This is a genomic window from Sulfuricella sp. T08 (assembly GCF_000971475.1).
Classification (GTDB): Bacteria; Pseudomonadota; Gammaproteobacteria; order Burkholderiales; family Sulfuricellaceae; genus Sulfuricella.
On the sequence record NZ_DF967523.1, the window covers coordinates 80,504 to 91,737 of the forward strand.

An 11,234-nucleotide genomic window follows, 5' to 3' on the forward strand; every position below is an offset into this window, starting at 1 on the left:
TGAAATATAGCAGCTAACCCGGAGTTCATCCGGGCGTCACACTTCAAGCTGCTGGCGGCAGGGTTTCCTTGAAAGAAGGTCGCTGCGACAGCTTGTCGGCGAGACGGGCCAGCACAGGGTGAGACTTGCGCCATTCAATCTCGGGAAAGCGCAGGTCGAGGTACCCCATGGCGCAACCGGCAGCGATGTCGGACAGGTTGAAAAACTCGCCGGTGCACCAGTTCTTTTCGCCCAGTTCTTCCGCCATTGCTTCGAGGCCGCGGAACACCTTCTGTTCCTGGCGCACGATCCACTCTGGACTTTGCTGCGATTCCGGACGTTTCTTCTCGATATAGATCGCGGCAGCGGCGTCGGATACGCCGTCGGCCAGTGCTTCCCAGCGGCGCACTGCCAGACGCTGGCGGCTGTCCTTGGGAATCAGCTGGGACACCGGGCTGACAGTGTCGAGATATTCAACGATCACGCGCGAATCAAACAGGGTGTGGTTGTCGTCCAGCACCAGCACCGGCACCATGCCGAGCGGGTTGTAGTCGGGTACGTGAGAGCCAGCTTCCCATGGGCTGTCGATCACCTGTTCGTATTCGATGCGTTTTTCCGCCAGGACAATACGCACTTTGCGCGCGAACGGGCTGGTAGGGGTCATGATCAGTTTCATTTCTTGCTACACCTGCGACAGTTTAATGATCTTGTGCGGACGGTATTCCTCCATCCGGTCGAAGTTGAGATAACGGTAAATATTCTCGGCCTCGGGAGCGATCTTGCTGTTCACCAGATCAAGATACTCCTGCACCGTCGGGATGCGTCCCAGACGCGCGCAAGCTCCCGCCAGCTCGGCAGAACCGAGGTAGACGCGGGCGCCCTTGCCCATCCGGTTGTCGAAGTTGCGCGTGCTGGTGGAGAATACCGTGGCATTGTCGGCAACCCGCGCCTGGTTGCCCATGCACAGGGAGCAACCGGGCATTTCGGTGCGCGCCCCGGCGCGGCCAAATATACCGTAGGCGCCTTCTTCGCGTAGCTCTGATTCATCCATCCGGGTAGGCGGTACCACCCACAGGCGCGGCGTCACCATTCCGGCATCCTCGATCATTTTCGAAGCGGCGCGGTAATGCCCGATATTGGTCATGCAACTGCCGATGAATACTTCGTCGATCTTGTCGCCAGCGACGGCGGACAGCGGCTTGATGTCGTCAGGGTCATTGGGGCAAGCCACCAGCGGTTCCTTGATAGTAGCGAGGTCGATCTCGATGATGTGTGCGTATTCGGCATCTGCATCCGGCGCAAGCAATTCGGGCTTGGCCAGCCAGGCTTTCATGGCGTCGATGCGGCGCTGCAGGGTGCGAGCATCCTGGTAGCCATTCTCGATCATATTGCCAAGCAGGGCGATGTTGGAGTTGAGATACTCGATCACCGGTTCCTTGTTGAGATGCACCGTGCAGGCAGCAGCGGATCTTTCAGCCGAAGCATCGGAAAGCTCGAACGCCTGCTCTACTTTCAGGTCAGGCAGACCCTCAATTTCGAGAATACGGCCAGAGAACACATTTTTCTTGCCCTGTTTGGCGACTGTCATGGAGCCTTCCAGAATCGCTGCGTAGGGGATGGCATTGACCAGATCGCGCAGGGTAATGCCCGGTTGCATCTTGCCCTTGAAGCGCACCAGCACCGATTCCGGCATGTCCAGCGGCATGATGCCCATGGCCGCGCCAAAGGCTACCAGGCCGGAGCCGGCGGGGAAGGATATCCCGATCGGGAAGCGGGTATGAGAGTCACCCCCGGTGCCGACAGTATCAGGCAACAGCATGCGATTCAGCCAGGAGTGGATGATCCCGTCGCCTGCTTTGAGGCTCACGCCGCTTCGGCTGGTCATGAAATCCGGCAGGGCATGTTGTAGCTTGATGTCTATTGGCTTGGGGTAGGCGGCAGTGTGGCAAAAGCTTTGCATTACCAGGTCAGCAGAGAAGCCGAGGCAGGCGATTTCTTTCAACTCGTCGCGGGTCATGCCGCCGGTGGTGTCCTGCGAGCCAACGGTAGTCATTCTGGGTTCGCAATAAGTACCAGGGCGTACGCCAACCACGCCGCAGGCACGGCCAACCATTTTTTGCGCCAGGGTGTAGCCCTTGCCGGAATCATTTACCGGGGTGGGCAGGGCAAACAGCGTCGAGTGTGGAAGGCCAAGCGTGGTGCGTGCCAGGGTAGTGAGTCCGCGTCCTATGATCAGCGGGATGCGTCCGCCCGCACGCACTTCGTCCGCCAAGGTGACCGGTGCCAGGGTAAAACTGGCGATGAGCTTGCCTGCTTCGTCGGTGACCTGGCCCTTGTAGGGATGGATGACGATCACGTCGCCGGTATTCAGGGTGGAAACGTCAAACTCAATCGGCAGTGCGCCGGAATCCTCTGCGGTATTGAAGAAAATCGGCGCGATCTTGCTGCCCAGTACGATACCGCCAGTGCGTTTGTTGGGGATGTGGGGGATATCTGTACCCATATGCCACTGCACCGAATTGATGGCGGATTTGCGTGAAGAGCCAGTACCCACTACGTCGCCGACGTAGGCGATAGGAAGATTTTTTTCCTTGAGCTTGGCGATGGTGGCAAGACCGTCAGGCATTTTGGCGACCAGCATTTCTGTGGCGTGGAGCGGGATGTCGGGGCGCGACCAGGCTGCCTGGGCTGGTGACAGGTCGTCGGTGTTGGTTTCTCCCGGCACTTTGAACACCACGGTTTTGATCGCTTCTGCCAGCGCAGGCTTGGCGGTAAACCATTCCCCGTCAGCCCAGGACTGAATCAAGGCTTTGGCATGGGCGTTGCCCGCCTTCATCCGGTCGGCGACTTGATGGAAAGCGTCGAAAATCAGGGTGGTGCGTTTCAGCGCTTCGGCAGCATCGGCGGCAAGAGCGGTATCCAGCAACGCGATCAAGGCGGTGACGTTATATCCGCCCAGCATGGTGCCAAGCAGCCTGACTGCATGTTGTGGACTCACCAGCGGCGAGCTTGCTCTATTGTTGGCGATATCGGCGAGGAAAGCTGCCTTGATTTTGGCTGCATCGTCCACGCCGGCAGGAGTGCGGTTTTCCAGAAGATTGACGAGGAAAGTTTCTTCACCCGCAGGAGGATTCATCAGCAGTTCGACTAGTGCCGTAGTTTGCCCTGTGTCAAGAGGTAGCGGCGGCAGACCAAGCGCGGTGCGCTCGGCAGCATGGTCACGATAGGCTTTCAGCATGGTATGCGCTCGATAAAGAAAGTGTTTTGACAATATTCTATTATATCCGTTATTGACAGGTCGCTTAACCCTTCTTGAAATGCCGGTTGCTCGTAATGTCAAAAAAAGGGGCGGCCGAAGCCGCCCCAAAACGGAGACACAACAGAAAAACTTCAGAGGTCGCTATTTAAGCTTTTTGATACCCAGTACATTGAGGACGTACTTTTCATAAATCGGCTCGGTAGTGCCTTTTTTCATTTTCCGCAAAAAGTACTTCTCGAAGGCGATCTTGGCCAAGTGCACCCATTTTCCTTCCTTGAACCAGTTGACGTTGCGCGGTGGGATTTGCGGCAACGCCACGAAGGCTGCACCGGTGTCGCCGAAATCTGCCAGGCAGATGGCGTTCCAGGTGGCTTTATGATCGGGAACATTGCCGTCAAGAGTAGCGCATATGTTGTGAACTGTGGCACTGACCATGCTCTCAAGCATGTAGCCGGTCTTGGGTGCGCCGGTTGGCACCGGGGTGGATTCCACCGGAGGAATGTCGACGCATACGCCCACTGCGTAGATATTGTCGTACTCGGGATTGCGCTGGTAGGGATCGATCAGGATAAAACCGCTCTGATTGGTCAGGCCATCAATGCCGAATACCGCGTCTACGCCCTTGAAAGCCGGCAGTATCATCGAATGTTTAAAGGGTAGTTCGTGCTCCTTTTTGACGTTTCCCATGTCGTCCAGTTCGGTGACGAACATCTTGCCCGGCGCGACCCGGGTGATTATGGCGTTGCATATCCACTTGATGTGGCGCTCGCGCATGATTGATTCCATCATCCCCCTGGAGTCGCCCACTCCGCCCAAGCCGATATGGCCGACGTAGGGTTCGGGGGTGACGAAGGTCATCGGCACCTTGTCGCGGATCTTGCGTCTGCGCAGGTCGGTTTCCATGATCATGGCGAATTCGTAGGCCGGTCCGAAGCAGGAAGCGCCCTGCGCTGCGCCAACGACAATCGGCCCGGGATCCCTGATGAACTGGTTCCATGCCTTGCCGGCTTCGACTGCGTGATCGACGTGACAGATGGAATGTGTATTCTTGCCCGGACCGATGCCTTCTACTTCGTCGAAGGCGAGTTTCGGCCCGGTAGCGATGACCAGAAAGTCGTAATCGACGATTTGGCCGTTCGTGAGTTCGATCTGGTCTTTTTTTGGATGCACCCGTTTTGCTGGCGTGGCGATCAGGTCGATGCCATTGCGCTTGAAATAGGGGGCGATCGGAATTTCGATGTCTTCGCGGGTGCGCCAGTTGACAGCGACCCAGGGGTTGGATGGGACGAAGTGGAAATTGGGTGAATCCGAGATTACGGTGACTTTGTCCCAAGGCCTGACCTTCTCCCGCATTTCATACGCACACGTCATGCCACCGGTGCCTGCGCCGAGAATTACGATATGTGCCATATGCACGGGTTCCTTGGGGTTAATGCCGTTGTTTTCAGGGTGATCAGTTTCGTACGATAAGGGATTACCAGACGAAGACTCGGGCCATCGCTTCCAGTCCCTCGTCTACGATGGTCTGCAGGTCTTCAGGCGCGTCCTCGCTTTCCATCGCCAGGCGGGTATAAATTGACAGGGACTTCAGCGCACAGGCGATCTTGGAGACATTGCAGGCGGTCGCATCATCCAGGTTTACCCCTTCCCGCAGTTTCCATTGGACGGACACTCTGTTCACCTTAAAAAAGAGGGCGGCCGAAGCCGCCCAAAACGGAGGCACAACAATAAAATAATGCTTTATTTTTTCTTCTTGATGCCGAGCACGCCGAGTACGTATTTCTCGTAAATCGGTTCGGTGGTGCCTTTTTTCATTTTCCGCAAAAAGTATTTCTCGAAGGCGATCTTGGCCAGATGCACCCACTTGCCTTCCTTGAACCAGTTGACGTTGCGCGGCGGAATCTGCGGCAATGCCACGAAGGCGGCGCCGGTGTCGCCGAAATCGGCCAGGCAGATGGCGTTCCAGGTGGCCTTGAAATCCGGCTCCTTGCCGTCGAGTACTGCGCGGATATTGTGTACCGTGGCGGTGACCATAGTTTCGATCATGTAGCCGGTCTTGGGCGCGCCGGTTGGCACTGGAGTGGCTTCCACCGGCGGAATGGCGACACACACGCCGATTGCGTAAATATTATTGTATTTCGGGTTGCGCTGGAACGGATCGATCAGGATGAACCCGCGCGGGTTGGCCAAGCCCTCGATCCCGAATACGGCATCCACGCCCTTGAAGGCCGGCAGCATCATCGAGTGCTTGAACGGCAGTTCGTGCTCCTTCTTGACGTTGCCCATGTCGTCCAGTTCGGTGACGAACATCTTGCCCGGCTCGACCTTGGTGACCTTGGCATTGCAAATCCACTTGATGTGGCGGTCGCGCATGGCGGACTCCATCAGTCCCTTGGAATCTCCCACGCCGCCTAGTCCGAGATGGCCGATATAGGGTTCAGCGGTGACAAAGGTCATCGGTACCTTGTCGCGGATCTTGCGTCTGCGCAGGTCGGTGTCCATGATCATGGCAAATTCATAGGCAGGCCCATAGCAGGAAGCCATCTGCGCGGCACCCACTACGACTGGGCCCGGATCCCGTATGAACTGCTCCCATGCCTTGCCGGCTTCGACTGCGTGATCGACGTGGCAGATGGAATAAGTGTTTTTGCCCGGGCCCATGCCCTCTACTTCGTCGAAGGCGAGTTTCGGGCCGGTGGCGATGACCAGGAAGTCATAGTCGATAATCTGGTCGTCGGTCAGTTCGATCTGGTTTTTTTCTGGGTGAACGCGCTTCGCCGGTGTCGCGATCAGGTTGATGCCCTTGCGCGCAAAATAGGGCGCGATGGGAATGGTGATGTCTTCCTTGGTGCGCCAGTTGACGGCGACCCAGGGGTTGGAAGGGGTGAATTGGAATAATGGTGAGTCTGAAATGACGGTAACCTTGTCTTCGGGGCGAACTTGCTCCCGCATTTCGTATGCGCATGCCATGCCGCCGATGCCTGCTCCGAGAATTACGATATGTGCCATGTTTATAGTTCCTTTGGGTTAAGCGTTTTTCTGAGGTACCGTTTTTTTGGGAGTAATCCCGAGTTACCAGACGAAAATTCGGGCCATCGCCTCAAGTCCTTCGTCTACGATGGCTTGCAGGTCTTCCGGTGCGTCTTCGCTCTCCATCGCCATGCTTGTATAGGCTGACAGGGATTTCAGCGCGCAGGCGATCTTGGCGACTTCGCTGGCAGTCGCGTCGTCCATTTTTACACCTTCTTGCAGGATCCAATTTGCGGCCATTTTTTTCTCCATATTTAACGAGGTTGTAGTATGTCCATAAGCAATCAACGTGCCATAACTTTACCTATTGATTATTAATGATATTTAATCGGTATTATTTTTGTGATGACAGACTGTCATGCCAATGTGTCAGTATAGTCATTCATGGGGAATGTTTTTTCGGCTTGCTGAGGCGATAACTTTTTGATTTGCATGGCGGCTTAGGCATGACTATACTGTGTCATGACAATTTGTCATGGAGCGGCGCCAAAATGAACGATCTTTCTCTCGATTTGCAATCCCTGATCAATATCCAGGAAAATCCATTCGTCTTGATCGATAAGGATTACCGTGTGGTTTCTGCAAATCATGCTTATTGTCAGGTATATGGCATGAGTCCGGATGAGATTGTGGGTCGCTTGTGTCACGAAATTTCTCATCATTCCTCCGTGCCCTGCCACGAGAACGGCGAGGTCTGCCCACACCAGAAGGTATTTGCAACCGGTGAGGCTTGCCAGGTACTGCATATTCATTACGACAATGATAATCGTGCCGAGCGGGTGCGCCTCAAGGGGTATCCGATTCACGGGCGGGACGGTTGCCTTTACTTGGGCGAGGCCATCGTGCCGTTGGGGTCTTCGGAAGAGCTGGATTGCGACGAAATGCGCATGATCGGTCATTCGCCCGCCTTTCTGGAGTGTGCGGACAAGCTGGGTCGTGTGGCCGAGTCGGATGCACCGATACTGCTGTATGGGGAAAGTGGCGTCGGCAAGGAACTGGCGGCGGAATTCGTACACAAGCGTTCGACCCGGGTGGGGCGTCCATATGTCTCAGTCAATTGCGCTGCTATCGCCGAATCGGTGTTCGAGAGCGAATTCTTCGGCCACGAGCGCGGAGCTTTCACGGGCTGCATCGGCCGCAAGCAAGGTTTGTTCGAGCTGGCGGATGGCGGCACGCTGTTTCTCGATGAAATCGGGGAAATTCCTCTTTCCATGCAACCCAAACTACTCCGCGTGCTGGAAACAGGTGAATACCGTCGGGTGGGGGGTACGGTAAACCTGACGGCGGATGTGCGGGTCATTTCCGCCACAAACCGAAATTTGCTGGAGCGGGTGGATCAGGGCTTGTTCCGCGAGGATCTGTACTACCGGATAGCGGGTATTGATGTCATGCTTCCATCGCTGCGCGAGCGCCGTCTAGATATTCCTGCGCTGGCTGATGCATTGCTTGCCCGCATCAGCGGGGTAGGGAAGAATGTGCCAAGATTTGCTGCAGACGCTATTTCACGCTTGATGAGCTATGATTATCCCGGCAATGTGCGCGAGCTGCGCAATGTTTTGCAGAAGGCGATTGCTTTGTCCGGCAAGGGGATGATTCATGCTAGGCATATTCAATTTGACAGCCTGAACGGGGACAAAGCACAGCCGGTAGCGCGGGAGAGGCTGTCTGAGGGTAATCCGGTGCTCCTCACCGTAGCGGTTACTCCCTCTTCCCTCTCTATTGAGGAAATGGAAATCCGCCATATTTGCGAGCTGCTGAAACATCACGGCGGCCATCGCCGCACAGTGGCGGATATACTTGGCATCAGCGAGCGTACGTTGTATCGTAAACTGAACCGCTACGGGCTGCATTCGGAGAAGTGAGATGGACGATATCATCAAGGATCGGCTTCTCACCCTGTTTCCTGCGCTACGGGATACGCCCGCCGACCTGCGGCTGCGGCTCGACCAGGAGGCCGCCTATATCGAAGCACCGGCGGGGGCAGTGTTGTTCGAATCACGCGGTCCGTGCCAGGCTTTCCCCATGCTTCTGTCGGGCTCGGTGCGCGTGGCCAAGGCTGGGGCGAATGGGCGCGAACTCCAGCTCTACCGTGTTCTGCCCGGTGAAAGCTGCATCATTACCAGCAGCTGTTTGTTGGGCAACGTCGCCTATCCGGCGCGCGGCGTGGCGGAGCATGACTTGACGGCGGTAGTGGTGCCGAGGGCGTTGTTTACCCAGTTGATCGAGCAGCATCCGCCTTTTCGCGCGTATATTTTCAACCTGTTCGGCGAACGCCTCGCCGACCTGATGCAACTGGTGGAAGAAGTTGCCTTTCACAAGCTCGATCAGCGTTTGGCGGCGCTGCTGCTGGCGAAGGGAGAAGTCGTCAATGCCACCCATCAGGGTCTGGCTGATGAACTCGGCAGCGTACGCGAGATGATCAGCCGGCTGTTAAAAAATTTTCAGGATCAGGGCCTAGTCGCTCTGGGCCGGGAACAGATCAGAATTCTCGATGCGGTCGTGCTGCGCAACATTGCGCAAGCTTCGCCGTGAGTGTAACCAAAGTCACAGACATCCGGCGCCGTCGCGCTTAAGATTTGCATACCGTAAATATTTTTTGAATGGAGGATGTGAAAATGAAAGCAAACGTGGGTGGAATTGACAGGGTACTTCGCATCGTGGCCGGGATAGTATTGCTGGCTTTGGTGTTCGTTCTCAAGAGCGAAGACGGCCTGTGGCTGTGGGGTCTGATCGGCGTCGTGCCACTGGCCACCGGGCTGATGAACTGGTGCCCGGCCTATAGTCTGTTCGGCATGAGCACTTGCCAGGTGGAAGAAAAAAAGAAGTAAATCAGCCGGCCAGGTTTTAAACGAAAAGCGCAGGATTCTAGAGATCCTGCGCTTTTTTTCGGTCAGGCTAAACGCTGACGGCCTTTTCAATGCCGCCCTTCGGGCCACCTTGCTGGCGGCAAGATTTCATCGGGTGCCATAAAATCCGATTCATGTATATAGGTTATTTTGTGTAGTCGACCGCAACAAACATCCAATATCTTCAAGGCGCCTGCTCTCCTATCATGCACATAAGCCAATAAGGCTCGCTTACAGCAAAAGGAGGGTCAAATGATTCAATCCCGACGCAATTTCTTGCGCGCCTTGCCGGCCATCACCGTCGGAGCGGCGTTGGCTCCGGCTCCGGCAATCGCTTCGGCGGCAGGGGAAGAGGAGGGCAAGCATCGCTGGGCGATGGTGGTCGATGTGCAAAAATGCATCGGCTGCCAAGCCTGTACGGTGTCCTGCATCATGGAAAATGCCGTGCCGGAGAACAGTTTCCGCACCATCGTTTCCACTTACGAGGTGCACGAAGGTAAGCATACCGGCACCTACATGTTGCCGCGCTTGTGCAACCATTGCGCTAATCCGCCCTGTATTCCGGTGTGCCCTGTGGGTGCAACCTTTCAGCGCAAGGACGGCGTGGTGGTAGTCGATGGCGACCGGTGCGTCGGCTGCGCCTACTGCGTGCAGGCTTGCCCTTACGACGCGCGCTTCATCAACCACGAAACCGGCAAAGCGGATAAATGCACTTTCTGCGCACATCGGGTTGATGCCGGGCTGTTGCCGGCCTGTGTCGAAACCTGCGTGGGCGGAGCGCGCATCTTTGGTGACCTCAACAATCCGAACAGCAAAGTCCGCCACCTGGTCGATCAGAACAAGATGAAAGTGCTGAAACCGGAAATGGGCACACAACCCCATGTATTTTATCTTGGCCTGGACGAGCGCTTCCAGGGGCGCGTCGAGGGCGAAGGTACTTTATGGCAACCAAGCGGACACGGAGCTTAAATCATGGACAGCCAAATCATCGAAGTACTCAACGTTACGCGCGAAACCGCCTGGCTGCCGTGGGCAGTGCAGTATTTTTTCCTGATCGGGCTCAGTTACGGCAGCTTTATGCTGACACTGCCGTATTTTGTCTTCGGTCGCGCACAGTACGAAAAGCTTGGCCGTTTGGCCCTGCTCGGTGCGCTGGCCTGCGGACTGACGGCGCCCGTCGCCCTGCTGGCCGACCTGCACGGTCCGGGGCGTTTCTTGAATTTTTACCTGCATTTCCAGCCTCAATCCTGGATGTCGTGGGGTTCATTCTTTATCCCGGTTTACCTTGTCGGCTTGCTGCTCTATGCATGGTTGGCGTTGCGCGGAGATTTTGCCGTGCAGGGCCAAGGCGGCGACTCATTACTGACCCGCCTCTATCGCCTTGCCGGGCGTGGCGGCGTAGCGCCGCGAATGGCCATTTCCGCCGCAGCCTTGCTGACTCTGGTGGGCGCCGTGCTGGTGGCACTATATACCGGCATGGAGGTGATGGTTGTTCACGCCCGCCCGCTGTGGAATACGGCTTTCCTGCCACTGCAGTTCGCGGCAACCGCCTTCGCCGGTGCAATCGGTTTGGCCCTGTTGTTCAACCGGTTTGTCGGTGACCATGATACCCAGCTGGAAATTGGCCTCAACCGCCTTCTTGTGCTCGCTCTAGCGGTAGTACTGACGCTGGGCGGGGGATGGCTTTTCGTCAGCCTGTCCGGGGTGAGTCCCTCGCACAGCGCCGCCTTCAGCCAGGTGGCAGGCATGCCGCAATGGCAGCTGACCGCAGTGTGGGCGGTGCTGGCAACGATCCTGCCGATGGCGCTGGCCATCTGGCGTCCGGCCTCAAGCGGCCTGATTACCGGGCTGATTGCCGTGCACAGCGCATGGATGATGCGCTGGACCATCTTCATCGGCGGCCAGTCTATCCCTAAAACCGGCGCCGGTCTTTATGATTACCATCTGCCACTCGGCGGTGACGGCCTGCTCGGCATAGTCGGCACGCTGGGTTTGTGGATCGCGCTGCTGGTATTGATGGTGGATTATTTGCCATGGGCCGGACAGGCGTTTGCCAGCCGCAACAAAAAAGAAACCAACGCACTCGCCACCAGCGCGATTGCTCAGCACTAAGGAGATTA

General features: G+C 56.5%; 11 protein-coding genes. 5 read left to right on the plus strand and 6 right to left on the minus strand.

The window, feature by feature from the left end; all coding sequences use genetic code 11:
• Positions 1–43: 43 nt before the first annotated feature.
• The 6 genes from SCT_RS02105 to SCT_RS02130 form a co-directional block, all read right to left on the minus strand.
• On the minus strand, positions 44–655 hold the full coding sequence (locus SCT_RS02105; protein WP_059418478.1) for a glutathione S-transferase: 612 nt from the start codon (positions 653–655) through the stop codon (positions 44–46).
• Positions 656–661: 6 nt separating this feature from the next.
• Positions 662–3,217 carry a bifunctional aconitate hydratase 2/2-methylisocitrate dehydratase gene (gene acnB / locus SCT_RS02110; protein WP_059418481.1) on the minus strand — a complete coding sequence of 852 codons (2,556 nt, stop codon included), beginning with the start codon at positions 3,215–3,217 and terminating at the stop codon, positions 662–664.
• A 162-nt stretch (positions 3,218–3,379) separates the two neighbouring features.
• Positions 3,380–4,648 (minus strand): NAD(P)/FAD-dependent oxidoreductase, encoded by a 1,269-nt coding sequence (locus SCT_RS02115; protein WP_059418483.1) that lies wholly within the window; start codon positions 4,646–4,648, stop codon positions 3,380–3,382.
• A 64-nt stretch (positions 4,649–4,712) separates the two neighbouring features.
• Entirely contained in the window at positions 4,713–4,910 is a 198-nt protein-coding gene (locus tag SCT_RS02120; RefSeq protein ID WP_059418485.1) for a hypothetical protein, read from the minus strand.
• Positions 4,911–4,978: 68 nt separating this feature from the next.
• Complete coding sequence (locus tag SCT_RS02125; protein WP_059418487.1) at positions 4,979–6,247, minus strand: NAD(P)/FAD-dependent oxidoreductase; 1,269 nt, start codon at positions 6,245–6,247, stop codon at positions 4,979–4,981.
• Positions 6,248–6,310: 63 nt separating this feature from the next.
• The gene (locus SCT_RS02130) at positions 6,311–6,508 is read right to left on the minus strand and encodes a hypothetical protein (protein WP_059418489.1); all 198 of its coding nucleotides are present in this window, start codon (positions 6,506–6,508) and stop codon (positions 6,311–6,313) included.
• A gap of 251 nt (positions 6,509–6,759) precedes the next feature.
• On the opposite strand from SCT_RS02130, the gene SCT_RS02135 reads away from it, so the two are divergent.
• From SCT_RS02135 to nrfD, 5 genes are all read left to right on the plus strand, one after another.
• On the plus strand, positions 6,760–8,130 hold the full coding sequence (locus SCT_RS02135; protein WP_059418491.1) for a sigma-54-dependent Fis family transcriptional regulator: 1,371 nt from the start codon (positions 6,760–6,762) through the stop codon (positions 8,128–8,130).
• 1 nt (position 8,131) lies between these two features.
• Complete coding sequence (locus tag SCT_RS02140) at positions 8,132–8,800, plus strand: Crp/Fnr family transcriptional regulator (protein ID WP_059418493.1); 669 nt, start codon at positions 8,132–8,134, stop codon at positions 8,798–8,800.
• A gap of 83 nt (positions 8,801–8,883) precedes the next feature.
• A complete protein-coding gene (locus tag SCT_RS02145; RefSeq protein ID WP_059418494.1) occupies positions 8,884–9,096 on the plus strand; it encodes a DUF2892 domain-containing protein in 213 nt (70 codons plus the stop codon).
• 270 nt (positions 9,097–9,366) lie between these two features.
• On the plus strand, positions 9,367–10,083 hold the full coding sequence (gene dsrO, locus SCT_RS02150) for a sulfate reduction electron transfer complex DsrMKJOP subunit DsrO (RefSeq protein ID WP_059418496.1): 717 nt from the start codon (positions 9,367–9,369) through the stop codon (positions 10,081–10,083).
• A 3-nt stretch (positions 10,084–10,086) separates the two neighbouring features.
• Positions 10,087–11,226, plus strand: a complete 1,140-nt coding sequence (gene nrfD / locus SCT_RS02155) for an NrfD/PsrC family molybdoenzyme membrane anchor subunit (RefSeq protein ID WP_059418498.1) — start codon at positions 10,087–10,089, stop codon at positions 11,224–11,226.
• The last annotated feature ends 8 nt before the right edge of the window (positions 11,227–11,234 follow it).

Coding starts and splice junctions, on each gene's coding strand:
- SCT_RS02130 (WP_059418489.1), bottom strand. CDS start 6,508: ATGGCCGCAAATTGGATCCTGCAAGAAGGTGTAAAAATGGACGACGCG.
- nrfD (WP_059418498.1), top strand. CDS start 10,087: ATGGACAGCCAAATCATCGAAGTACTCAACGTTACGCGCGAAACCGCC.
- SCT_RS02115 (WP_059418483.1), bottom strand. CDS start 4,648: ATGGCACATATCGTAATTCTCGGCGCAGGCACCGGTGGCATGACGTGT.
- SCT_RS02125 (WP_059418487.1), bottom strand. CDS start 6,247: ATGGCACATATCGTAATTCTCGGAGCAGGCATCGGCGGCATGGCATGC.
- acnB (WP_059418481.1), bottom strand. CDS start 3,217: ATGCTGAAAGCCTATCGTGACCATGCTGCCGAGCGCACCGCGCTTGGT.
- SCT_RS02140 (WP_059418493.1), top strand. CDS start 8,132: ATGGACGATATCATCAAGGATCGGCTTCTCACCCTGTTTCCTGCGCTA.
- SCT_RS02135 (WP_059418491.1), top strand. CDS start 6,760: ATGAACGATCTTTCTCTCGATTTGCAATCCCTGATCAATATCCAGGAA.
- SCT_RS02145 (WP_059418494.1), top strand. CDS start 8,884: ATGAAAGCAAACGTGGGTGGAATTGACAGGGTACTTCGCATCGTGGCC.
- dsrO (WP_059418496.1), top strand. CDS start 9,367: ATGATTCAATCCCGACGCAATTTCTTGCGCGCCTTGCCGGCCATCACC.
- SCT_RS02105 (WP_059418478.1), bottom strand. CDS start 655: ATGAAACTGATCATGACCCCTACCAGCCCGTTCGCGCGCAAAGTGCGT.